Origin of the sequence: Sphingopyxis sp. GC21 (genome assembly GCF_025727575.1) — a bacterium.
GTDB classification, from domain to species: domain Bacteria; phylum Pseudomonadota; class Alphaproteobacteria; order Sphingomonadales; family Sphingomonadaceae; genus Sphingopyxis; species Sphingopyxis terrae_A.
Window position 1 is genome coordinate 1,344,365 of record NZ_CP095845.1, and the last position, 24,424, is coordinate 1,368,788.

Genomic DNA, 24,424 nt, shown 5'->3' on the forward strand with positions numbered 1-24,424 from the left:
GGCGCCCTCCCGCTGGGGAGGGCGCCCTTTTTCGTGCGCGCCGCGATTATGGCTCGACCGGGATGCCGGCGAGTTGTTTGGCGGTGCGAATCGTAAGCGACGTCTTCACGCTCGTGACATTCGGTGCCGAGGTGAGATGCGCCGTCAGGAACGACTGAAAGCTCTGCAAGTCGCGCGCGACGACCTTCAGCAGGAAGTCGATTTCGCCGTTGAGCATGTAACATTCGCGCACTTCGGCCAGCCCGCCGACATAATCCTCGAACGCCTTGAGGTCGGATTCGGCCTGACTGCGCAGGCTGACCATCGCGAAGACGGTGATCCCGTAACCCAGCTTCGCGGCATCGAGATCGGCGTGATAGGATCGTATCACGCCCGACTCCTCCAGTGCGCGGACGCGGCGCAGGCACGGGGGAGCCGTCAGCCCCACCTGCTGTGCCAATTCCACATTGGTTATCCGCCCATTTTTCTGCAGCTCGTTGAGGATCTGCAAATCAATTTGATCGAACTTCTGGCTTGCCATCATTGAAACATCCGCTTTCCCCGATTGCCCTCACCATAATATTATTTCAGGCGATTGCAATTGTCCCACAATGTGACGTGGCGCCCTTACCCTCTTTCGTGAGCGATTGATTCACGCTAGCCGCTAAGCTTCCGCTAACCAACAAAACGGGAATGGGCTGGCCTCGCGTGACCGCTGACTCGATGATCGCGACCATCTTGCGGCAAGCGCCGGCGGACCGCCGTGCGAGCATCGCCGCGTGGCGCCAGCTCACCGATATTCTGGCGCAGCGCGGCAATCAACTGGATACGACCGATATACGCCGCGCCTTCCACGCGCTCGCGGTGCTGCGCCGCGATGTGCCTGAAAAGGTGCGGCGCGATTGCGCCGTTGCGGTGGCCCGCCATGGGCGCTTTGCGCCGCTGGTCGCCTTTTATGCGAATGATGTGCCGGCGGTATCCGCGACGATGCTGCGCCGTGCCCGGCTGGCCGAAGCGGACTGGTTGGCGATGCTGCCGACGACCGCCGCCACCGCGCGCTCGATCCTCGCCGGGCGCAGCGATTTGCCCGTGAGCGTGCGCCGCGCACTGGACAGTTTGGGAGCGGGATCGGTCGCGCTGCCGCAACCCGCGATCGCGGCCGCCGACGCGTCGGCAGCGGACGTCGTCGACAACGCACCTGCGAGCCAGATCAGCGAACTGGTACGGCGAATTGACAAATATCAGTCGTCGCGCAGCAAGCCCGCTCCGGCAAGGCCGCGCACGAGCTTCCTGTTTGAAACCGGGCCTGACGGCGTGATCCGCTGGGTCGACGGAATAACCCGCGGCGCGGCGATCGGTCTGTCCATCGCCGAGAGTGCCTTGGGCGGCGAGCCAGGGACCGATGGCGCCGCAGTGGGCGCGTTTCGGCAGCGTGCCGAAATCGTCAACGCCCGTATGATCCTTGAAGGGTCGGCAGCCGACGCCGGCGAGTGGCGCTTTTCGGCGTTGCCCTGGTTCGATCCCGCGACCGGCCAGTTTTGCGGCTATCGCGGCACCGCTCGGCGGCCGCAGCACAACGAATTGCCTTATGGCCGCCCGGAATCGAGCGATTCGGGCGACTCTATCCGGCAGTTGATCCATGAACTGCGCAGCCCGCTCAATGCGATTTCGGGCTTTGCCCAGATTATTTCGGGACAGATGTTTGGTCCGGTCAGCGGCGCCTATCGCAAGATGGCCGATTCGATCATCGCCGACGCAGGCGCGGTTCAGGACATCATCGACGATCTTGAGGTCGCGGCACGTTCGACAGGGGTCGTCGAGACGAAGGCGAGCGACGAGGTCGCCGACCTTGCTACGGTGATGGCGCAGATCGAAGGCGACCTGGCGCCGCTGCTCGCCGACCAGCGGATCGACCTCAGCATTTCGCGCGTCGGCGGCCCCTTTCTGGCCCATGCCGACGATGCCAATTCGCGGCGGATGGTCGGTCGGCTGCTCACCGCACTCGTCGATATTTGCGAAGCCGGTACGACGCTTGTCGGGCAACTGGTTGCGGAGGCCGGTCCCGATGACATGCTGCAACTGCGCATCGTGCGTCCCGCGGCGATCCGCTTCGCATCGGCGGCCGATCTGCTTGATCCGGGCTTCAGTCCCGAGGGTGAGGCGCCCGGCGCTGCGATCCTCAGCCTCGGCTTTTCGTTGCGACTGGTCGACAGCCTGGCGCGCGGCGCCGGGGGACGACTCGATATCGGTCATAATGCCTTGACCTTGTATCTTCCCTCGGCCAACCCAAGGGCCGACACCGAACTAGGTGCCCAACACGGCGAATAGCCGAACCGCATAGGGGCGGGGTAAAGGGGAATAAGGTGGGTTCTGCGGCCAATATTCAGGCCTATCCTCCGGAATCCGGTCAAATTGCACTCAAGGACGGTGAGGCGCCGCGCTTTTGGGTGACGATCGATACCGAGGAAGATTTTGACTGGAACGGACCATTTTCGCGGACCGGTTTCCGGCTCGATTCGGTCCCCGCGCTGTCCGCCTGCCAATCCTATTTCGAACGGGCCGGGGTGCGTCCCATCTATCTCGTCGACTGGCCGATCGTGCAGGACGACCGGGCGGTCGCCATTCTAGCACCGGCGCTGGCGTCAGGCCGCTGCGACATCGGCGCGCAACTCCATCCCTGGGTCACGCCGCCGTTCGACGAGGCGGTGAATGACCGCAACAGCTACACCGGCAATCTCCCCGAAACACTGCAGCGCGCCAAGATGCAGACGCTCCGCGACGGCATCCGCGACCGGTTCGGCGCCGCGCCGCTCGCTTATCGTGCGGGGCGCTACGGGCTGGGACGCAGCAGCGCGACGATACTAGCGGACCTCGGCTTTCGGCTCGACACGTCGGTCCGGTCGGGCTTCGATTACCGCCCCGGCCATGGTCCCGACTATCGCTGTGCGCCGCTCCGGCCCTGGTGGGTGGGGCAGGGCAGCGATGCCATTCTGGAAGTCCCGGTCACAACCGTCTTCGGGGGGGCGCTCGGCCGCCTTGGTCCGCCCGTCTATCACCGCGTCGCGCGCGATGGGCTGCGCGCCGGCGCCGCACTCGCGCGTCTGGGGCTCGTCGAACGCATCGCGCTGACCCCCGAAGGTATTCCTGCCGACAAGGCGTGCCGCGCGATCGACATCGCGATCGAACAGCGCCTGCCCATTCTCAACTTTTCGTTTCACTCGCCCTCGCTGCAACCGGGCAACACGCCCTATGTGCGCAGCGACGCGGACCTCGATCTCTTCTATCGCTGGTGGGACGTGGTGCTCGACCATCTGGCGCGGCGCGGCATCGTCGCAATCGACACCGACGGCATATTGGCAATGGCGACGCGCTCGGCTATCGCCCGCTGATCCCTCTCGGGGGCCTGTAGCTCAATGGTTAGAGCTGGCCGCTCATAACGGCTAGGTTGCGGGTTCGAGTCCTGCCGGGCCCACCATTTCCCTTGCAAATTGCAACCGGTCGCTGTCCATTGGGCCGAGTTGAAAGGGAGAGGGACATGGCAAGCAAGAAGACGATCCTGCTCGGCGGGCTGGCGGTCATCGTGGCGATCGGGGCTGTCGTGGGCGTGCGAACCGCGACCTTTGCGCCCAAGGACATCGCCGACGGCAGCAACATGACGCTCGCGCCCGCGCCTACGTACGACCTGCAGGCCGCCGTCCGGCACCTCAGCGAAGCGGCCCAGATTCCGACCATCTCGCATCAGGATGCCGCCGACAACGACGGGGCGCAGTGGGACCGGCTGCACGGCTGGCTCGCGGCGAGCTATCCGGCGGCCCATGCGGCGATGACCCGCACCATCCTGCCGAACAAGACGTTGATCTACCAATGGCAGGGCAGCGATCCCGCCGCGGCGCCGATTATCGTCATGGCGCATCAGGATGTCGTGCCGGTGACCCCGGGGACCGAGAAGGACTGGAAATATCCGCCCTTCGCCGGGACGATTGCCGATAACGCGGTATGGGGCCGCGGCACCGTCGACGACAAGGGCTCGCTCGTCGGCCTGTTCGAGGCGATCGAGGCGCTGGCAGTGCAAGGTTTCAAGCCGAAGCGCAGCATCTACCTCGTCTCCGGCCACGACGAGGAAGCGGGTGGATCGGGTGCGATCGCCGCCGCGGCGCAGCTCAAGGCGAAGGGCGTCAAGGCGATCTTCACCATCGACGAAGGCAGCATCGTGCTCACCGACACGCCGGTCATCAACGGCCCGGCCATCCTGATCGGCGTCGGCGAAAAGGGCTATGGCACGCTTAAGGTCACGGCCAATGCGCCTGGCGGTCATAGCTCGATGCCGCCCGCGGAAACCGGGGTCGAGACGCTGGCCAAGGCGATCCTCGACATCACCGGCGATCCCTTTCCGATGGAATTGCGCGGCCCCGGTGCCTCGATGATCGAAGTGCTCGCCGCAAAGAAGGGCGGCGTCACCAAGATGGCGGTCGCCAACCAGTGGCTGTTCGGGCCGATACTCAAGCGCCAGCTTGACGGCTCGACCTCGACCGCGGCGGCGTTTCACACCACGATCGCGCCGACGATGCTCGAGGGCAGCCCCAAGGAGAATGTGCTGCCGCAATCGGCCAATGCGCTCATCAACTATCGCATCGCGCCTTGGAACCGGTCGTCCGACATCATGGCGCGGGCGAAGGCCGCGGTGGGCGATGCCAAGGTCGATCTCGCCTGGGTCAAGCCGCCGCGCGAACCGTCGCGCATCTCTTCGACGACGTCGCAGGGGTGGAAATGGATCGCCGCGGCAGCGCGCGCCGACGCGCCCGAGGCCGTGCTCAGCCCGATGCTTGTCGTTGGCGGCACCGACAGCCGCAGCATGGAGGGCGTGTCCGAGGACGTTTATCGCTTCATGCCGATGCACTTCACGCTGAAGGAATCGGCTATGATCCACGGCACCAACGAGCATATGGCCGTCGACAGCTTCAAACGTATGATCGATTTCTATGCGCGGTTGATCGCGACGTCAGCGGGATAGACTTGCGCCCCAAGCCTGTCTAAGGCGCCTTCCACGGTCGGGGAGTAGCGCAGCCCGGTAGCGCGCCTGCTTTGGGAGCAGGATGTCGCAGGTTCGAATCCTGTCTCCCCGACCAATGCTTCACCGCAGCGCCCCTCTGGCCGCGCGCGGCCATGCTTAACCCGCTGCTAAACAATCCGCTCTATGCTCGTGGGTCGAGATAGGGACCAGATATCGAGATGACCGGCGGCAGTCTGAAGAAACTGTTCGCGGCGCTGGCGGCGCTGTTTGCAGCACTATGCGCTGCGAGTCCCGCAATGGCGGCCAATTGCTATTACGCGACCGCTCAGGGATCGACCGGGCCCGCCGATTGGCAGACCTATTGCTGGCTCGACTTTACCGGTTACAGCGAAACGACGGCGCGATCGGCGTCCGGACAGAATTTTTCCTTCACCCTGTCCGACGGCACGGTGATGAGCTTCAACCTCAAGGTATCGGGGGCGGCGATGACCGCCGCTACATCGCCGTCCTGGTCGGGCAGTGCGGTCGGCAATACGGCTTTTCTTGGCATCGCCGGGCGTCCTATCATGTATCAGACCGCGGCCGGAACAACGACCATCGCAATCAGCAGCATCGCGCTGACGCCGCCCGCAGCCGGGACGATCAGCGCCTATATGTTTGTCGCCGCCGACGGCGAGTCGAGCAACGAAGGCGAATCGCTGCAGTTCCAGACCAATGGCGGCAACTGGCAGGAGCTCGATCGCGCCGGGCCGATCAGCGGCAGCACCTTTCCGACGACATCGGGGACGGGAACGAACAGCTTCACCGGAACGGGCGCCGCGGGAACCGTGGGTGCTTATATCATGGGGTCGACATCGCCGACGTCGGTGACCACGACTTTGGTAGGCGGGGGGCTGCAAGGCGCGATGTTCGCGGTGCGCTTCGCCTCGATCCGGCTGAACACGCAGATTTCGGGCGCACGCGCCAACCCGGCCGACCAGTTCACCTTTTCGGTCAACACGACGGGAACGGGATCGACGCTGGCAACGGGGACGTCGAGCGGCACCGGCCTTGGTCCCTTCACCTCGGCCGCGCTGTCGAGCTCGGCGGCGATCCCGCTGACGCTGAACCAGACGATGGCCGCCGGCAGCGTCAACAGCCTGTCGCATTATCGCTCGGTGCTGACCTGCACCAACACGGCAACCGGTTCGAGCACACCGCTGCCAACCAATGTCGTCACCACCGCCTATAATTTCGGATCGCTCCAGTTCGGCGATGCGGTGCAATGCACCTTTACCGAGACGCCTTATCCGCATCTGACATTGACCAAGGCTCTGGCAGCGTCCGGCCGTCAGTTCAGCGGCGACCAGTTCACGCTGACGATCGCGCAGGGTGCCACGGTGGTCGGCACCACGACCACGACGGGCAGCGGGGCGACCGTATCGAACGGCTCGACGCCGCAGGTACAGCTGAGCGCCGGCACGGCGTACAGCCTGTCGGAAGCGGCAGCCGGGACGACGACGTTGGGTCAGTATACGGCGACGATGAGCTGCACCAATGCGGCGACCTCTTCGACGGTCCTGCCGACAGCCGCGGGCGGCAGTGTGACGCCGCAAATGGGTGACGTGATCGCCTGCGTCATCACCAATACCAAGCGCGGATCGAACGCCACGCTGGCAATCGCCAAAAGTTCGATGCTGGTATCGGACCCGGTGAACGGCACGGCGAACCCGAAGGCGATACCGGGCGCGATCGTTCGCTACAGCTTAACCGTCCAGAACAGCGGCCCGACTGCGACCGACAGCAACAGCGTGCTTATCGTCGACAGCTTGCCGGCGCAGATCAGCGTCGGGACCGCCGCGTCGCCGGTTTTCACCCAGGGGTCGCCGACGAGCGCGCTGACCTTCAGCGCCGCGAGCGATATCCGCTATTCCAATGCCGCAACCGCGCCAGCGAGCTTTGCCGCCTGCACCTATTCGCCGGTGGCCGCCTATGATCCTGCGGTGCGCTATGTCTGTCTGCGGCCGCAGGGCAGCATGGCGGGATCGACCGGCACGCCCACCAGCTTCACGCTGAGCATCGAGGGCCGGATCAACTGAGCTGGAGCGCGCACCCAGGCTGACAGAGGCGAAAAAGCAGCGCGCAAAGAAAAAGGCGGCCTTCCCGAAGGAAGACCGCCCTTTGTTTCGGTCATTGCCCCGAAGGGCTGTGACTTACTTCTTTTCTTCTGCCGTGGCAGCGGTCGCAGCCGAGTCAGCAGCGGCAGCGGCGGTGTCAGCAGCCATAGCAGCCGTGTCGGCAGCAGCAGCAGCCGAGTCAGCAGCCATAGCGGCGGTGTCCGCACCAGCTTCAGCAGCGGTGTCAGCAGCCGGAGCTTCGGTGGTCGCTTCTTCAGCAGCCTTTTCACCGCAAGCGGCGAGGGCGAACATGCTGGCAGCAACAGCGATAGCAGCAAACTTCTTCATGATGTGTGGGCTCCCTAAAATGCCATTCCGCGCTGGGGAAACTTTCCCGTCCCGCGAGCGGCGGGATTTAGACGTTCCGTACCAATCGTCAACAAAAATAATTGAGATGGCAGGCGCGCCCTGTTCTGATTACCCCGCGCTGACCGTCATGGTAGCTCGGCATCGGCGCTATTTGCAAGCAGCCCGATCGTTACCGTCCAGGCGACCACATTTTGGCGGATTTGTGCGGGATCCACCTTGTCGAACGTGTCGTCGGGCGTGTGGTGGATATCGAAATAGCGTGTCCCATCTTGTTGCAGGTCGATGGTCGGCACCCCCGAATCGATCAGGGCGCCGACATCGGCGCCGCCACCCGCAGGCAGCTTTCCGCGGGTGATTCCATAAGGCGCGAGTGAGGCGGCGATGCGGTCGGCATGTCCGGCTGCGCTCTCGGGCAGCTTGAAATCGACGCGCCAGACGCGGTCGGCACCGAAATCCGACTCCATGGCAACGGCATGACGTTCCTTGCCATGGGCGTCGAAATAGGCCTTGCCCCCGAACACGCCGACTTCTTCGGCACCGGCCCACAGGATGCGGATCGTCCGCCGCGGCTGCCCCGCGGCCATGATATTCTTCGCCGCGGCCGTTATGATGCCGCAGCCCGCCGCATCGTCGATCGCGCCGGTGCCGAGATCCCAGCTGTCGAGATGGCAGGCGATGATGACCGGGCTCGCCTTGGGATCGCTGCCGGGGACTTCGGCGATGACATTGCCCGACGGCTGGTCGCCCAGAGTTTTCGGGGTCAGCAACAGCTTCAGGCGCAGCGGCTTGCCGTGCTGCCACTGCCGGACCAGCAGGTCGGCGTCGGGATTGGAGATGGCACCCGCGGGGATCGGCGTGACACCGGCTTCGAAATTGGTCACGCCGGTATGCGGATTGCGATGGCTGTCGGTGCCGATCGAGCGGATGACAATGGCGATGGCGCCCTTTTTGGCGGCTGCGTTTGGCCCGACGAAGCGCCCGCGCCCGAAATAGCCATAGCCGCTGCCGTCCTGTGCGGCCTTCATCTGGTTATCGATGAAGACGATCTTGCCTTTGACCGCGGCATCGGGCGCGGCCTTCAGCGCGTCGAAGCTCGGGAAATAGGCGATTTCGCCCTCGACGCCGCCGGCACCGGTCGAACCGCTATTGCCGAGCGCCGCGATCGCGAGCTTCTGGGGGTGGAACGGTCCGGTGAGTTCGGCCGCCTCGGCGCCGCGGACCCAGACCGGCATGGTATAGGCTTCTTCACGAACATTGGCGAAGCCCATTGAACGCAGCCGTTCGACCGCCCATTTACGGGCAGCGGCCTCGGCTTCGGTCCCCGCCATGCGCGGTCCGATCTCGGTCGTGAGGTCTTCGGTGATCTTGAGTGCCGGGTCTTCACCCGTTTGCGCCATCTCGACGGCGCTCGGCGCGGCAAGGGCGGCGGTGGACAAAAGACAAGCGGCGAGGCCGGTCAGGCGGGCGATGGTGCGGCGATGTGTCATGCCTCTGTCCTAACCAACCAATACGCCCTGCCGCAAGCGTCGATTGCCAAGCGCGCGCCCATTCGCTAACCGGCCCGCGACCTCATTCTCTTCCGGCCGCGCGCTGCGCGGCCCAGCCAGTTTCGGAGCATTTCATGGCCGCCCAATATAGTTTCGTGATGAAGGGTCTGACCAAGACCTATCCCGGCGCGCAAAAGCCGGTGCTCAACGGCATCAATTTGCAATTCTATTCGGATGCGAAGATCGGCATCGTCGGGCCCAACGGCACCGGCAAGTCGACGCTGATGAAAGTCATGGCGGGCATCGATACCGATTTCACCGGCGAAGCGTGGCCGGGCGAGGGGATTACCCTCGGCTATCTGGCGCAGGAACCCGAACTCGATCCGACGAAGACGGTGAAGGAAAATGTCATGGACGGCGTCCGCCCCGTCGCCGACATGCTCGACCGCTTCAACGAGATCAGCGCGCTGATGGCCGATCCGCCCGAGGATGCCGATTTCGACGCGCTGATGACCGAAATGGGCGAGTTGCAGGAAAAGATCGACGCGGTCGACGGCTGGACGCTCGACAACCAGCTTGAAATCGCGATGGAAGCGCTGCGTTGTCCGCCGGGCGACTGGGGCGTCGAAAGCCTGTCGGGCGGTGAAAAGCGCCGTATTGCGCTGACGCGCCTGCTGCTCGAAAAGCCATCGATCCTGCTGCTCGACGAACCGACCAACCACCTCGACGCCGAAAGCGTGGCCTGGCTCGAAAAGCATCTCGTTGATTATCCGGGCAACGTCATCCTCGTCACCCACGATCGCTACTTCCTCGACAATGTCGTGAACTGGATCCTCGAACTCGATCGCGGTCGCTATTTCCCCTATGAGGGCAATTATTCGACCTATCTGGAAAAGAAGGCGAAGCGCCTCGAACAGGAATCGCGCGAGGAAGCGGGCCGTCAGAAGGCGATCCGGGACGAACTCGAATGGATCCGGCAGTCGCCCAAGGCACGCCAGGCCAAGTCCAAGGCCCGTATCAAGAGCTTCGACCAGCTCGTTGAAGCGCAGGAGAACCGCACACCCGGCAAGGCGCAGATCGTCATTCAGGTGCCCGAACGTCTGGGCGGCAAGGTGATCGAGGTTCACAATGTCTCAAAGGCCTATGGCGACAAGCTATTGTTCGAAGATCTGTCCTTCACCCTGCCGCCGGGCGGCATCGTCGGCGTCATCGGGCCGAACGGCGCGGGTAAGTCGACGCTGTTCAAACTCATCACCGGTCAGGAAACCCCCGACAGCGGCGAGGTCGTGATCGGCGACACCGTGCGCCTCGGCTATGTCGACCAGAGCCGCGATGCGCTCGACCCCAACAAGAATGTCTGGGAAGAAATCTCGGGCGGGCACGAACTGATGACGATCGGCAAGCATCAGATGCAAACCCGCGCCTATGTCGGCGCCTTCAACTTCAAGGGCGGCGACCAGCAGAAGAAGGTCGGCATGCTGTCGGGCGGCGAACGCAACCGCGTTCATATGGCCAAAATGCTGAAGGAGGGTGGCAACGTCCTCCTGCTCGACGAACCGACCAACGACCTCGACACCGAAACGCTCGCGGCGCTTGAAGAAGCGCTCGAAAATTTCGCCGGCTGCGCCGTGGTCATCAGCCACGACCGCTTCTTCCTCGACCGTCTGGCGACCCACATCCTGGCGTTCGAGGGCAACAGCCACGTCGAATGGTTCGAAGGCAATTTCGAAGCCTATGAGGAGGACAAGATCCGCCGCCTCGGCGACGAAGCGACGCGCCCGCACGCGACCACTTACAAGAAGCTGTCGCGCTAAAAATCGTGGCGGGGAAGGCGCCCATCTCGGCGAGCGCGATCCGCATGGATGCGGACGCGCTCAACGCCTTCATGGCCGAAGCCTTCCCCCACTCCGAACCGGGGTCGCGTGGCCATGTCGTTGCGGCCGCGCCGGGCCATATCCAGGCGCGCATCGACCCCAACAACAAGGCGCTGCGCCCCGGCGGGCTGATTTCCGGCCCGACGCAGATGGGCTTTGCCGATATGGCCGCCTACGCCCTCGTCCTCGCCCATATCGGCCCCGTCGCGATGGCGGTGACGAGCGCGCTCAACTATCAGTTCCTGCGCCCGTGCCGACCGGGACCGGTCATGGCCGACGCCTATATGCTGCGCCTCGGCAAGCGGCTCGCGGTGATGGATGTCCGCGTGTGGACCGACGATCCCGACAAGCCGGTCGGACAGGCGAACGTGACCTACGCTATTCCCTAGGCGGGTGTATATCCAGGCGAATGGCCGGTTACGACCGCTTGCAGACATTCCCGAGGGCTCTACAGATCGTTTATGTTCCCGCGATAAGACGATTATCGATGGTTCCGGCATGAGGATGATACATTGTTAATGCACTTCATCGTGGCTATTTTGGCCCAGACGGCTTCCCCGCCGCCGCCACTAACCGCGATGGAGGATTGGTCATCCTACGCCCCAATCGCAAACAGCGACCGTGTTTCCGTCGTCTGTCCCGAGGCAGGCCGAGTAACGGCGGAGTTTGACCGACAGCGCTCTGTGGTTTCTGTCGTTACAATTGAAGGATTTTCGCGGCGTCTTTCGAAGGATGATCGGTCAGCAATCAACGCCGCCATCGCGCCCCTTCACGTTTTGGACCGGGTCGAGATCGGCTGCAACGGTCCGAACGAAGCACTAATTCACGTTTTTGGAGGATTCAAAGAAACCAACGGCAAGATGATGCGGCAACTGGTGCCGATAGTCTGGGGAAAGTCGGGCTTAAGAGGCGTCGGGGGAAGCATACTTCCTCGGATAGAGCTATCACCAAATCTCCGGTGAAAAACAGAAGCGGTCAGTCCGCTCCCCACCCCAAAGCCGCCACCCGGCGCCCGGAATTTAGCCCTCCGATGGCGTAGCCGACGCTTTCTGCTTCGTCGGCATCATCCTCTTCGACAACCCATGATAGAGGCGGGTGGGGCAGACCTGCGCGCTCGTCCAGTCGGCGATCAGCGCCGTCGCGAACAGCGACAGGATCACGCCGCGCGCGGCGGTCGCTTCAATCAGGATGATGACGGCGGTCAGCGGCGCGCGCACCACCCCGACGAAATAGGCGACCATGCCCATCATCACCACCGCGCCGGTCGGGCTATCCGGAAAGGCAGGCGTCAACAGGTTGCCGAACCCGGCGCCCACCGCGAGCGAAGGCGCGAAAATGCCGCCCGGCGCGCCGCTCAACGTCGAGGCGAGCGCGGTCACGAACTTGGCGGGAAAGAACCACAGCTTGCCGTGGTTGCCTTCGACCAGGAATTTGGTGACGTCGTAGCCGGTGCCCCACGTCGCGCCGCCGGTCGCGATGCTCACCCCCGCGACGACGAGGCCGCAAACGGCTGCGAAAAGGATCGGGCGCGCCGCCGCCTTGCGCGCCCAGTCGGCAGAACGGTCGCTCGCCGCCAGCACGATGCGCGCAAAGAGTCCGCCGGCCAAACCGCCGCCGATCCCGGCGATCGGCGCGATCAACAGCACGTCGGCAACAGGTAGCGTCTCGCGCATCGCGCCGAAATAGACATAGTCGCCCGCAACCGAGAGGCTGACGAGACCGGCGATCATCACCGCGCCCATCGTCAGCACCGCGACGCGCTGTTCATAGGCGGAGGCGAGTTCCTCGATCGCGAAAGCGATCCCGGCGAGCGGCGTGTTGAAGGCTGCGGCGACCCCCGCGGCACCGCCGGCGATGAACACCCCGGCGGAAATGCGGACCTTGAGCAGCCGGTGCATCGCGACCATGATCGCCGCGCTGACCTGAACCGTCGGTCCCTCACGCCCGACCGATCCGCCGGCGGCAAGCGTCGTCAGCGTCAGCGCAAGCTTGGCAAAGGCGGTTTTGAGTGACACCAGCGGGCCGTCGGCCGCCTGATCGGGATAGCGACCCGCCGCGATGATCTGCGGAATGCCCGATCCGCGCGCATCGGGGACATAGCGGTTGGTGAGCCAAACGATCAGCGCGAATACCGATGGCGTGATGAGCAGCGGCAACCACCAGGCGACCGCCGATATCTGAAAGATCAGCCGCTGAACCTTGTCGCCCGCCGCTGCAAAGACGAGGGCGACGAAGCCGAGCAGCAGCGCCCCGCCCACCATCGCGACGCGCCGCCGGATATCGACGACCTCGCTGCGCGCGCGCCGGCCTGCGCGCAACTGCCACAGACGCATCCAGCGCGGCAGGTTGGGCTTGGAGAGCATGGCGCGCCTGTTGGACCCCCGCGCGGGGGAGCGCAACCCCTGGCGGGGTCAGGCGGGCGAAAATTCTCCAGTTTTTTCATCGAGAATGTGGAGCACGCCGTCGCTGATCGCAAAAAAGGCGCCGCGCAGCCGCAACGTGCCGCGCTTTTCCTTCTCCTCGATGCACGGGAAGGTGCGCAGATTGTCGAGGCTGACCTTCACGCCCGCCATCTCCATCGCACGGCCCGCTACGCGATTGTCATAGTCGGGATGCGCCGCACGCACGTCGGCGCTCGCATCGTCGAGCAGCGCGATCCAGTCGGCGATGAAGCCGCCGCGGCCCGGTTCGGCACCCTCCATCGTCCGGTGCAGCGCCGCGTGGCAGCCGCCGCACATCCCGTGGCCCATCACGACGATTTCCTCGACCTTCAGAAACTGCACCGCAAATTCGAGCGCGGCCGATACGCCGTGACGGCCCGGCGTCGTTTCAAAGGGCGGGACGAGCGCGGCGACATTGCGCACGACGAATATCTCGCCCGGATTGGTGTCGAATATCTGCGACGGTTCGACGCGGCTGTCCGAACAGGCGATCACCATCACCTTCGGCGACTGGCCCTCGGCCAATTCATCCCACCGGTCGCGCTGTTGCTGCCAGCCGGTGGCGCGGAAACGGCGATAGCCGTCGATCAGTTCTGCAAAGCGAGTCATGACGCGCGCTTTAGCACAGGATGGACGGTTGAGAAGATGTGCGTGTGCGCCTATGTGGGCGCCATGAACGCTCCGTTGCAAAAACCGTCCGATCGCGCCCGCAAACCCGACTGGATTCGCGTCAAGGCGCCGACCAGCCCCGGCTATGCCGAAACGCGCAAGCTGATGCGCGACCTCAATCTGCATACGGTGTGCGAGGAAGCGGCGTGCCCGAACATCGGCGAGTGCTGGACCAAAAAGCACGCGACGGTGATGATCCTTGGAGATACCTGCACGCGCGCCTGCGCCTTCTGCAACGTCAAGACCGGCATGCCGCGCCCCGTCGACCTGCTCGAACCCGAACATACGGCGGCCGCGGCGGCGAAGATGGGGCTGACCCATATCGTCATCACCTCGGTCGACCGCGACGACTTGCCCGATGGCGGCGCCAGCCAGTTCGTCAAGGTGATCGAGGCGCTGCGCCGCGAAACGCCGCAGACGACGATCGAGATTCTGACCCCCGACTTTCGCAACAAGCCCGACGATGCCGTTGCCGCGATCGTCGATGCGCGGCCCGATGTCTATAATCACAACCTGGAGACGGTTCCGCGGCTCTATCCGACGATCCGCCCCGGTGCGCGCTATTATGCGTCGCTCCGCTTGCTCGAAAGCGTCAAGCGCCGCGATCCGTCGATCTTCACCAAATCGGGCATCATGCTCGGGCTCGGCGAAGAGCGGATGGAAGTGCATCAGGTGATGGACGACATGCGCAGCGCCGACATCGACTTCATGACGATGGGGCAATATCTCCAGCCGACCCCCAAGCATACGAAAGTGATCGACTTCGTGACGCCGCAGGCGTTCGATGCCTATGCGCAGATCGCCCGCGCCAAGGGCTTCCTGCAGGTCGCTTCTTCGCCGCTGACGCGGTCGAGCTATCATGCGGGCGACGATTTCGCGAAGATGCGCGCCGCACGTGAAGCCCAGCTCGCGCGCGCCAAGGCGGACTGACGCCGCATTGCCGAGGCATCACGAAACGCGCGAGCTGCCCTATAGCGCCGAACAGATGTTCGCGCTCGTGACCGATATCGCGCGCTATCCCGAATTTCTGCCGTGGGTGGTCGCGCTGCGCGTCCGCGCCGACAGCGATCGCGAGGCGGTGGCCGACATGATCGTCGGCTTCAAGGGATTGCGCGAGAGCTTTTCGTGCCGCGTCCACAAGCGCGCGCCCGACAAGGTGATCGTCGATTATATCGACGGCCCGATGCGCCACCTCAACAATGAATGGCATTTCACGCCGCTCGACGGCGGCGGGTGCAAGGTCGACTTCATGGTCGATTTCTCGTTCCGCAGCCGCGTCTTCGAGGCGCTGGCCGGGCAGATGTTCGACAAGGCGCTCCGCAAGATGATCGCGGCGTTCGAAACGCGCGCCGATGCGCTTTACGGTGCGGGAAGCGTGACATCCTCCGACGGACGCAGCGCGTCCTTGTCGGGCTGAAGCAGGTCGAGCGCGAACATCGTCGCGTGATGGCGGATCGTCGCGCGATCGGTCGAATCGAACTGCACCCGCTGGGTGAAATAATCATCGGGATCCTGGCCGCGCAGCGCGCGCGCAAACACGACGATGCCCACCGGCTTCTTGTCCGATCCGCCGCCGGGGCCGGCGATCCCGGTAATCGACACCGCGACATCGGCGTCGCTGTTCGCCAGCACGCCCGCGGCCATCGCCCAGGCGGTCGCCAGCGACACCTCACCGAAGGTTTCCAGAATTTCACTGCTGACGTCGAGCTGGCGCTTCTTGGCGTCGGCCGAATAGGTAATGAATCCGGCGCTGAAGACATCGGAACTACCGGGAATGTCAGTGAGCGCCACCGACACCATGCCGCCGGTGCAGCTTTCAGCGATGGCAACGCGGCGCCCCGCCGCACGATTGGCGGCAAGAACGGACGTGGCGGCTTCTTCGCGCGCGGTCTGGCGCGTTTCGACGGCGGACGGCAAGGTTCAATTCTCCGGAAGTTCTAAAGTCGCGATGGCCTGTGCGGCGATCCCTTCGCGGCGGCCCGTAAAGCCCAGCCGCTCGGTGGTTGTTGCCTTCACACTAATGGTTTCAATCGAAATCGCAAGAATTTCGGACAGGCGCGCGCGGATCGCGACGCGATGCGGGCCGATTTTCGGCGCTTCGGCGATGATCGTCAGATCGACATGGGCGATCCGTCCGCCCCGCGCCGCGACCCGTTCGGCTGCAAAGGCCAGGAAGCGCCATGACGCCGCCCCGCGCCATTGCGGATCGCTCGGCGGGAAATGGTCCCCGATATCGCCATCGGCCAGCGCGCCGAGGATCGCGTCGGTCAGCGCGTGGAGCGCGACATCGGCATCGCTATGCCCTTCAAGCCCATGACTATGCTCGATTTCAATCCCGCCGATCCACAGCGGCTTGTCGGGAACGAGGCGGTGAACGTCATAACCCATACCGACGGCGGTACGCATCGCGGCTTTGCCTCCTCCGAGCAGGGCGGACAGAATGATGAGATCGTCGGCATAGGTCAATTTGTGCAGCCGCGCGTCGCCTGGAACCGTTGCCACAGCATGACCGAGCCGGCGGACGAGTTGCGCATCGTCGGTCGCCGCCTCGTCGCCGGCACCCGCGTGAGCACGGCGCAGCGTACCGAGCCGGAAGGCCTGCGGCGTCTGGACGCGCGCGAGTCGGCTGCGGTCGGTGACGTCACCCGCCACCCCGTCAACCTCGGTTATCAGCGTATCGGGAACGGGCAGCGTCGGCGTCGCCGCGACAGCCCCCTCCGCCACGGCGGCGAGCAGCCGGTCGATTACCGCCGCCGAAACGCCGGGGCGCGCCGCATCATGGACGAGGAGGATCGCATCGTCGCTCCAGTCGGCCAGTGCGCCCAGCGCATTCGCGACCGACTGCTGGCGTTCGATGCCCGGCGCAGCGGTCGTCCAGCTGGCGGGCAGGGGGCCTGCCGCCGCCACGACGTCATCATCGCCGACGAGCACGCCCGCACCGATGGCCGGGTGCGCGGCGAACGCATCGAGGCTCCAGCGCAGCACGGATTTGCGGCCGATCGGGACAAGCTGCTTGGGAAGCGCAAAGCCAGCGCGCGCGCCGACGCCGCCGGCGAGCAGCACGACAGCGACGGAGCCGGACGGCAGGGGCGCGGAGTCGGTCATGACGCGCGCCGGTTAGCGCAGCCGCGGCTTGCGGAAAAGCGCCTTAGCGTGTAGTGGCTGCACAAAATTTAGGCAATTCAACGAAAGCTCCCCGTTATGGCGCCGCTCCGGCCCATCCAGATCGGCAATATTACCATCGCGGATCCCGTGGTCCTCGCGCCGATGACAGGCGTCACTGATCTGCCGTTCCGCAAGATCGTCCGCTATTACGGCTCGGGGCTCAACGTCACGGAGATGATCGCGAGCCAGGCCGCGATCCGTGAGACGCGGCAATCGATCCAGAAAGCTGCCTGGGATCCGGTCGAGGAACCCGTTTCGATGCAGCTTGTCGGGTGCACGCCTTATGAAATGGGCGAGGCCGCGAAGCTCAATGAAGAGCGCGGCGCGGCGATCATCGACATCAACATGGGCTGTCCGGTGCGCAAGGTCACCAACGGCGATGCTGGATCGGCGCTGATGCGCGATCTCAAGCTGGCTGCGGCGCTGATCGAAGCCTGCGTCAAGGCGGTCAGCGTGCCGGTGACGGTCAAGATGCGCATGGGCTGGGACCATGACAGCCTCAACGCCCCCGAACTCGCGCATATCGCAGAGGATCTAGGCGCGAAACTGGTGACCGTCCACGGCCGCACGCGCAATCAGATGTATCGCGGCAGCGCCGACTGGGCCTTCGTGCGCCGGGTCAAGGATGCAGTATCGATCCCGGTGATCGTCAATGGCGACATCTGTTCGGTCGACGATGCGCGCTCCGCGCTCGATCAGAGCGGCGCCGATGGCGTGATGATCGGCCGCGGCGCCTATGGCCGGCCGTGGTTGCTGGGGCAGGTGATGGCGGCGCTGCGCGGCGAGGGCGAGCGCCCCGACCCTGGCATCGATGAACAATATGACGTCATTACATCGCATTATCGGGCGATGATCGACCATTATGGCGAAATGACCGGCGTCAATATGGCGCGCAAGCATCTCGGCTGGTATGTAAAGGGGCTCCACGGTTCGGCGGAATTCCGCAACCGCGTCAACCAGATCCCCGACAGCAAGGGCGTACTCGATGCGCTCGAGGAATTTTACGCGCCCTATCTGAGCAAGGCGGCTGCGTGAGCGCGTTGACGTCGAGCATCCCGACGTTCGACCATGACGAAATCATCCAGTCGCATCCGGTCGCGACGCTGCTGATCGACCGCGGGGCCGTCGTCCTGTTCGTTAACGCGGCCGCCGAGCAGCTTTGCAATATCAGCCGCTCGGCGATGGTCGGGCGCGTCGTCTATGACGTCATCGGCATGGACCGCGGCTATCGTCAGCGCATGAACGATCCCGACACCTCGGCATTGTTCGCCCATCGCGCCGAAATCCGCATCGGCGGCGGCAAGTCGATCTTCGTCGATATGCAGATGGTGCCCTATGGCAGCAACGGACACCGCATCCTCGCGCTCGTTCCGTCGCAAAGCGAAGCCGAACTGATGGGCGGCGCGATCGGACGGTCGGGCCGTGCGGCGGGGGCCGCCGCTTCCATGCTGGCGCACGAAATCAAGAATCCGCTCGCCGGGATCAAGGGCGCCGCGCAGCTTCTCGCGCGCAAGACCGATGCAAGCGGCGAGCGCTTCACGACGCTGATCTGCGCCGAGGTCGACCGGATCACGACGCTGATCGACCAGATGGAGCATTTTTCGCGCGGGCAGCCGATCGCCTGCGCGCCGATCAACCTCTATCAGCCGATCCATCAGGCGCTGGAGGCGGTGCGGGCGCGGCAATTGCCCGGGGTGCGCTTTTCGGAGGATTTCGACCCGTCGCTGCCGATGGTGCAGGGCAACCATGACGCCATGGTCCAGATATTGCTGAACCTCGTCACCAATGCCGGCGAGGCGCTCGGCGGGCGTGACGATGGCGTCATCCGCATCGCCACCGCCTATCGCCACGGGCTGTCGATCGACAATGGTGACGGTCGCGGCCGCATCGCGCTGCCGATCGAGGTCAGCGTCAGCGATAACGGTCCCGGCGTCCCCGCCGACATCCGCGATGACCTCTTCGACCCGTTCGTCACGACAAAGCGCGAGGGCAGGGGGCTCGGTCTCGCGCTCGTCGCGAAGCTCGCGCGCGACATGGGCGGCACCGTCCAGCATGTCCGCGATGGCGAGTGGACGCGCTTTCGCGTCAATCTGCCCGCAGCGCAGCCGTCCGCGCGCAAGGAGCCGCGGCCATGACCATCGACAAGACGATCCTGCTGGTCGAGGACGATCCCGCGATCTCGCTCATCATCCGCGAGACGCTGGGCGACGAATGCGCGCTGTTCGCCGCGGTCGGCAGCATCGCCGAGCGCAACGCCTGGCTCGCCGATCATCGCCCCGACCTCATCATCACCGACGTCGTCCTGCCCGACGGCGACGGCATCGATTCGCTGCCCCGCGCGGGCGTGGCGCCCGAAACGCCGGTCATCGTCCTGTCGGCCCAGAACACGCTCGACACCGCGGTCCGCGCGCAGGGGATCGGTAGCTACGACTATCTGCCCAAGCCCTTCGATCTCGAGGAGTTGACCGCCAGCGTCCGCGCCGCCTTGGCACGGGGCCGGCAACCGCTCGCCAAGGTCGATGCGGCCGAAACCGACAGCCACGGACTGATCGGCCGCGCCCCGGCGATGCAGGCGGTATATCGCACCATCGCGCGGCTCGCCTCGAACGACCTTGCTGTCCTGATCCTCGGCGAATCGGGGACGGGCAAGGAGGTCGTCGCACGCGCGATCCATGCAACGGGCCTGCGCCGCAATGGCCCCTTCGTCGCGATCAACATGGCCGCGATTCCGCGCGAACTGATCGAGGCCGAATTGTTCGGCCACGAAAAGGGCGCCTTCACCGGCGCACACAGCCGAAGCGCCGGGCGGTTCGAACAGGCGTCGGGCGGCACCCTGTTCCTCGACGAAATCGGCGACATGCCGCTCGAGGCACAGACGCGGCTGCTGCGCGTCCTGCAAACCAACGAATATTCGACCGTCGGCGGCAGTCAGGCGCTGAAAGCCGATGTCCGCGTCGTCGCCGCGACCCACCGCGAGATGCGCAGCCTCGTCGCCGAGGGGCGCTTCCGCGAAGATCTTTTCTATCGCCTCAACGTCATTCCGGTCAGCCTGCCGCCGCTGCGCGACCGGCGCAGCGACATCGCCGCGCTCGTCCGCCATTTCGTCGATACCGGGCGCCAGTCGGGGCTGCCCGACCGCGAATTCGCGCCCGAGGCGATGCAGTTACTCGAACGCCACGACTGGCCAGGCAATGTTCGCGAACTCGGCAATGTCGTCCAGCGTCTCGCCATTCTGGCGCGCGACACCGTCGTCACCGCCCGCGATGTCGAGACGGTGCTGCGCGAAAGCGGCGGCATGGCGCCCGCCTTCACCGCGCCGGCGGACCTGATCGCGCACGCGGTCGACGATTGGGTGCGCGAACGGCTGGCGGGTACCGACGGCGACGGCGCCATCCACAGCGACCTCGAAGCCATCGTCGAAGCCGCGTTGTTCCGCCGCGTGCTGCGCGAAGTGCGCGGCAACCAGCTCGAGGCAGCCCGACGGCTCGGGATCAACCGCAACACGCTGCGCAAGCGATTGGGGCAACTCGACATCGATCCCGCGCATCCCTAGGCGCCGCATCGCACGCGCTCCCGTTGACCGGAAAAGCACACTTATCGGCGCGCCGGCGCATATTGTGTGTTTTCTATGCAACAGGATTGTCGTATCGCAGCCACAATGACGCAGCCTTTCCCCTCGGCTCTTGACGGCGAACCCGGTGATACGGACGCGCGGAGCGGCTGGTGGCGGTTCGGCGCGCCCGAATATTATACGCTCGCCCTGATCGCGAGTGTTGCGATCGGCACCTATATCTTCGTCACCGGCGACGCGCAGAGCGAGCGTTTGCTGACCCCGGCACTCGTCGCGGCGATCATGGTCGCCAATCTCGTTCCCGCGATGGCGCTGATCGTGCTGATCGGCAGCCGCGTGGCCCGTGCGCGCGCCGAACGCACGATGGACGGCGGCAACGGGCGGCTGCATGTGCGTCTCGTGGCGCTGTTTTCCTTGATCGCTGCAACGCCGACGCTGCTCGTGGTGATCTTCGCCTCGCTGCTGTTCCAGTTCGGGGTCGATTTCTGGTTCTCGGACCGCTCGCGCGGCATGTTCGAAAATGCCGCCAGTCTGGCGCAGGGATATTATCAGGAAAATCAGCGCGAAGTCAGCGCCAACACCTTCGCAATGGCTAAGGATTTGAGCGACCAACTCGGCCGCGTTGCGATCGATAGTCCCGAATTTTCCGACTATTATTTCCAGCAGGTTGTGGTGCGCAGCCTGAACGAATCCGCGATCATCGAGATCGGAACCGACGGCATTCCGCGCACGGCCGCGATGATCGACCCCGACAAACGCGCAGTCGAAAGCCGCCTGACGCCTGCGACGGTCAAACGCCTCGACGCCGGCGAACAGGTCGTCGTGAATGTTCAGCCCGACCGCATCGAAGCCGTGACAAAACTTCCGCGCCAGCCGCGGGCTTATGTCTATGCGTCGCGCGACGCCAATGTGCCGGGGTTCCAACAGTCGATGCGCGCCAGCACCGTGCTCGCCGACTATAACGATCTGTTCCAGCGATCGCAGCAGCTCCAGCTCCAGTTCAACGGCGCGCTCTATCTCGGCTCGCTTCTGTTGCTCGCGCTTGCAGTTGTCGCTGCGATCGTTGTCGCCGACCGCATCACGCGGCCGCTCGGCACATTGATCGTCGCGACGCGCACCGCGGCGAGGGGCGATCTGTCGGTGCGCGTCACGCCGCCGGCCCGCGACGACGAGATTGCCGTGCTGACGCGCGCCTTCAACCGCATGACCGAGCAGCTTGAGGGGCAGACGAGCGCGCTCGTCAACGTCAATGAGCAGCTCGAAACGCGGCGCAGCTTTATCGAGGCAGTGCTGAGCGGCGTCTCCTCGGCGGTCGTCTCGGTCGATGCGCAGCATCACATTCTTCTCGCCAATGCCGCCGCCGAAAGCCTGATCGGGCAAAGCGCCGAGACCTTGACCGGGCGACCCCTCGGCGATGTCGCGCCCGAACTGGCCGCGCTCCTGAGCGGCGGGGAGCAGGAAGGGATCGTTCAGCTGGCCCGCCGCGATGCCGAACCCGCGACGCTCGCGGCCAAGGCGGTCGCGCAAGGCGACGGCTTCGTGCTGAGCTTCGAGGACATCACTCAGCAGCTGCTCGATCAGCGCCGCGCCGCCTGGTCCGACGTCGCGCGCCGCATTGCGCATGAAATCAAGAATCCACTGACCCCGATCCAGCTCGCCGCCGAACGCTTGCAGCGCCGCTTCGGTGAAAAGGTCGAGGGCGATGCCGCAACCTTCCGCAAGCTGACCGACACCATCGTGCGGCAGGTCCACGATATGCGCCGCATGGTCGACGAATTTTCCAGCTTTGCGCGAATGCCGAAGCCCACCTTCGGGGTCGAGGATATCCGCGACATCCTGCGTCAGGCGGTGTTCCTGTTCGAGGTCGCGAAGCCCGACATCATATTCAGCGTCAAGACGCCGAACGAGATCGAGCCGCTCGTCTGCGACCGCCGCCTGCTATCGCAAGCGCTTACGAACATCGTCAAAAATGCGGTTGAGGCCATCGAGGAAAATACGAAAAAATCGGATGGCCCGGTTTCGGGCCATATCCGCGCCGAACTCGACATCGGCCCGCAGGATGCGGTGGTCATCCGCGTCACCGATGATGGCATCGGGCTGCCCGAGGCGCGCGACGCGATCGCTGAACCCTATATGACCACGCGGCAGGGCGGGACGGGGCTCGGCCTTGCGATCGTCAAGAAGATCGTCGAGCAACATTATGGCGAGCTTGAATTTTCGGATAATCCGGAAGGGCGGGGGACGCAGGTCACGCTGACGCTGCACGCCGATCGCCTGCGGCCATTGGCGGGCAAGGGCGGGGGAGTTCCAACAGGGCAGATTGAATCGGTGCCGGGGCGCATCAGAAACCGGCAGGACAGAGAAGAACATGGCGCTTGATATTTTGATCGTCGACGACGAACGCGACATTTGCGAACTGGTCGCCGGCGTCATGGAAGACGAAGGCTATGAAGCGCGCACCGCTTCCGACAGCGATGCCGCGCTCGAAGCGATCCGCCAGCGGCGCCCGTCGCTCGCGCTGGTCGACGTGTGGCTGCAGGGGTCGCGGCTCGACGGATTGGGGCTGGTCGAGGCGATCAAGGAATTCGACCCGACGCTGCCGATCATCGTCATTTCGGGCCATGGCGGTCTCGACACCGCCGTCGCGGCGATCCGCCGCGGCGCCTACGACTTCATCGAAAAGCCGTTCGAGGCCGAGCGTCTGTTGCACCTCGTCGCGCGCGCGACCGAAAGCGAACGGCTGAAGTTCGAATATGAACAGCTTCGCGAAAAGGCCGGTCCCGCCGACGAACTCACGGGCAGCAGCACCGCAATCAACAATGTCCGCGCGACGCTGAAACGCGTGGCGGGAACCGGCAGCCGGGTGCTCGTCACCGGCGCTCCCGGCGTCGGCAAGGAGGTTGCGGCGCGCGTCCTCCATGGCTGGAGCGGGCGACAGAATGCGCCGTTCCGCGTCATCTCGTCGGCCCGGATGGACCCCGAAACGGTCGAGATCGAATTGTTCGGGTCGGAAAGCGACGACGGGGCGATCCGCGTCGGTCTGCTCGAACAGGCGCATGGCGGGACGCTCTTCCTCGACGAAGTCGCCGACATGCCGCTGACGACGCAGGGCAAGATCTTGCGCGTCCTGACCGACCAGAGCTTCACGCGTGTCGGTGGGCGAACGATGATCCGCGTCGATGTGCGCATCATTTCGGGCACCGCGCGCGACTTGATGAGCGAAATCGCCGAAGGGCGCTTTCGCGAAGATCTCTATTACCGCCTCAACGTCGTGCCCGTGCATATTCCGCCGCTGCGCGAGCGGCGCGACGATATTGCGAGCCTCTGCGACCATTTCGTCGGCCGTTATGCCGCCGAACGGCGCGTGCCACCGCCCGAGATCAGTTCGGAGGCGATGGCGGCGCTCCAGGCGCATGAATGGCCCGGCAACGTGCGCGAATTGCGCAACGTGATCGAGCGGGTGATGATCCTCGCGCCGAGCGATCGGCTCGGCCGGATCGATGCCGATATGCTGCCCTCCGAACTGGTCCGCGGCGGCACCGATATTCTGCCCAACAGCGAATCGATCACCGCGATTCCGCTCAAGGAGGCGCGCGAGAATTTCGAACGCGAATATCTGCGCATCCAGATCAATCGCTTCTCGGGAAATATCTCGCGCACCGCAGCCTTTATCGGGATGGAGCGTTCGGCTCTCCATAGAAAGCTGAAGCTGTTGGGATTGACCGAGAATCAGGACGGCGAAGGGTAGTGGCTTTACCCTAG

The 24,424-nt window shown here is 64.7% G+C and carries 21 protein-coding genes and 2 tRNA genes; 16 read left to right on the top strand and 7 right to left on the bottom strand.

From position 1 onward, the window contains the following. Positions 1-46: 46 nt before the first annotated feature. Positions 47-520: an Lrp/AsnC family transcriptional regulator gene (locus MU856_RS06420; protein WP_003051752.1), complete on the bottom strand. Its 474-nt coding sequence runs from the start codon at positions 518-520 to the stop codon at positions 47-49. A gap of 182 nt (positions 521-702) precedes the next feature. On the opposite strand from MU856_RS06420, the gene MU856_RS06425 reads away from it, so the two are divergent. From MU856_RS06425 to MU856_RS06450, 6 genes are all read left to right on the top strand, one after another. Beyond that, entirely contained in the window at positions 703-2,307 is a 1,605-nt protein-coding gene (locus MU856_RS06425; protein ID WP_263588613.1) for a sensor histidine kinase, read from the top strand. Between the two features lie 35 nt (positions 2,308-2,342). Then, positions 2,343-3,368 carry a polysaccharide deacetylase family protein gene (locus MU856_RS06430; protein ID WP_263588614.1) on the top strand — a complete coding sequence of 342 codons (1,026 nt, stop codon included), beginning with the start codon at positions 2,343-2,345 and terminating at the stop codon, positions 3,366-3,368. 10 nt (positions 3,369-3,378) lie between these two features. Further along, positions 3,379-3,454 (top strand) — tRNA-Ile (locus tag MU856_RS06435). 60 nt (positions 3,455-3,514) lie between these two features. Next, positions 3,515-4,990 carry a M20 family peptidase gene (locus tag MU856_RS06440; protein ID WP_263588615.1) on the top strand — a complete coding sequence of 492 codons (1,476 nt, stop codon included), beginning with the start codon at positions 3,515-3,517 and terminating at the stop codon, positions 4,988-4,990. Positions 4,991-5,028: 38 nt separating this feature from the next. Beyond that, a tRNA-Pro gene (locus MU856_RS06445) sits at positions 5,029-5,105 on the top strand. A gap of 103 nt (positions 5,106-5,208) precedes the next feature. Continuing rightward, positions 5,209-7,068, top strand: coding sequence for a CshA/CshB family fibrillar adhesin-related protein (locus tag MU856_RS06450; RefSeq protein ID WP_263588616.1), 1,860 nt, complete (start codon positions 5,209-5,211; stop codon positions 7,066-7,068). 114 nt (positions 7,069-7,182) lie between these two features. Here MU856_RS06450 and MU856_RS06455 read toward each other — a convergent pair whose 3' ends face one another. Further along, positions 7,183-7,434, bottom strand: a complete 252-nt coding sequence (locus MU856_RS06455; protein WP_003051737.1) for a hypothetical protein — start codon at positions 7,432-7,434, stop codon at positions 7,183-7,185. A gap of 146 nt (positions 7,435-7,580) precedes the next feature. Then, entirely contained in the window at positions 7,581-8,942 is a 1,362-nt protein-coding gene (locus MU856_RS06460) for a M28 family peptidase (RefSeq protein WP_263588617.1), read from the bottom strand. A 134-nt stretch (positions 8,943-9,076) separates the two neighbouring features. On the opposite strand from MU856_RS06460, the gene ettA reads away from it, so the two are divergent. The 3 genes from ettA (at position 9,077) to MU856_RS06475 (ending at position 11,778) form a co-directional block, all read left to right on the top strand. After that, entirely contained in the window at positions 9,077-10,756 is a 1,680-nt protein-coding gene (gene ettA / locus MU856_RS06465) for an energy-dependent translational throttle protein EttA (protein WP_003051732.1), read from the top strand. A gap of 5 nt (positions 10,757-10,761) precedes the next feature. After that, positions 10,762-11,205 (top strand): PaaI family thioesterase, encoded by a 444-nt coding sequence (locus tag MU856_RS06470; RefSeq protein WP_263588618.1) that lies wholly within the window; start codon positions 10,762-10,764, stop codon positions 11,203-11,205. A gap of 129 nt (positions 11,206-11,334) precedes the next feature. Further along, positions 11,335-11,778, top strand: a complete 444-nt coding sequence (locus tag MU856_RS06475) for a hypothetical protein (RefSeq protein WP_263588619.1) — start codon at positions 11,335-11,337, stop codon at positions 11,776-11,778. A 57-nt stretch (positions 11,779-11,835) separates the two neighbouring features. Here the strand turns inward: MU856_RS06475 and MU856_RS06480 are convergent, their stop codons facing one another. After that, entirely contained in the window at positions 11,836-13,179 is a 1,344-nt protein-coding gene (locus MU856_RS06480) for a chloride channel protein (protein WP_003051722.1), read from the bottom strand. 48 nt (positions 13,180-13,227) lie between these two features. Next, positions 13,228-13,866 (bottom strand): carbonic anhydrase, encoded by a 639-nt coding sequence (locus MU856_RS06485; RefSeq protein WP_003051719.1) that lies wholly within the window; start codon positions 13,864-13,866, stop codon positions 13,228-13,230. Between the two features lie 36 nt (positions 13,867-13,902). On the opposite strand from MU856_RS06485, the gene lipA reads away from it, so the two are divergent. Continuing rightward, positions 13,903-14,856: a lipoyl synthase gene (gene lipA / locus MU856_RS06490; RefSeq protein ID WP_003051716.1), complete on the top strand. Its 954-nt coding sequence runs from the start codon at positions 13,903-13,905 to the stop codon at positions 14,854-14,856. A 7-nt stretch (positions 14,857-14,863) separates the two neighbouring features. Then, positions 14,864-15,343 carry a type II toxin-antitoxin system RatA family toxin gene (locus MU856_RS06495; protein ID WP_003051712.1) on the top strand — a complete coding sequence of 160 codons (480 nt, stop codon included), beginning with the start codon at positions 14,864-14,866 and terminating at the stop codon, positions 15,341-15,343. On the opposite strand, the gene MU856_RS06500 is transcribed toward MU856_RS06495, so the two are convergent. Beyond that, the gene (locus tag MU856_RS06500) at positions 15,286-15,843 is read right to left on the bottom strand and encodes a CinA family protein (RefSeq protein WP_040590758.1); all 558 of its coding nucleotides are present in this window, start codon (positions 15,841-15,843) and stop codon (positions 15,286-15,288) included. The two genes, MU856_RS06495 and MU856_RS06500, sit on opposite strands and share 58 nt — an antisense overlap. A gap of 3 nt (positions 15,844-15,846) precedes the next feature. Continuing rightward, entirely contained in the window at positions 15,847-17,031 is a 1,185-nt protein-coding gene (gene ispF / locus MU856_RS06505) for a 2-C-methyl-D-erythritol 2,4-cyclodiphosphate synthase (protein WP_263588620.1), read from the bottom strand. Between the two features lie 96 nt (positions 17,032-17,127). On the opposite strand from ispF, the gene dusB reads away from it, so the two are divergent. From dusB to MU856_RS06530, 5 genes are all read left to right on the top strand, one after another. Then, positions 17,128-18,126 (top strand): tRNA dihydrouridine synthase DusB, encoded by a 999-nt coding sequence (gene dusB, locus MU856_RS06510; RefSeq protein WP_263588621.1) that lies wholly within the window; start codon positions 17,128-17,130, stop codon positions 18,124-18,126. After that, complete coding sequence (locus tag MU856_RS06515; protein ID WP_003051703.1) at positions 18,123-19,226, top strand: two-component system sensor histidine kinase NtrB; 1,104 nt, start codon at positions 18,123-18,125, stop codon at positions 19,224-19,226. Before dusB ends, MU856_RS06515 begins: the two co-directional genes overlap by 4 nt. Next, positions 19,223-20,644 carry a nitrogen regulation protein NR(I) gene (ntrC, locus tag MU856_RS06520; RefSeq protein ID WP_263588622.1) on the top strand — a complete coding sequence of 474 codons (1,422 nt, stop codon included), beginning with the start codon at positions 19,223-19,225 and terminating at the stop codon, positions 20,642-20,644. Before MU856_RS06515 ends, ntrC begins: the two co-directional genes overlap by 4 nt. Positions 20,645-20,749: 105 nt before the next feature. After that, entirely contained in the window at positions 20,750-23,041 is a 2,292-nt protein-coding gene (locus MU856_RS06525) for an ATP-binding protein (RefSeq protein WP_082819953.1), read from the top strand. After that, on the top strand, positions 23,031-24,410 hold the full coding sequence (locus MU856_RS06530; RefSeq protein ID WP_003051693.1) for a sigma-54-dependent transcriptional regulator: 1,380 nt from the start codon (positions 23,031-23,033) through the stop codon (positions 24,408-24,410). The genes MU856_RS06525 and MU856_RS06530 overlap by 11 nt, the downstream gene beginning before the upstream one ends. The last annotated feature ends 14 nt before the right edge of the window (positions 24,411-24,424 follow it).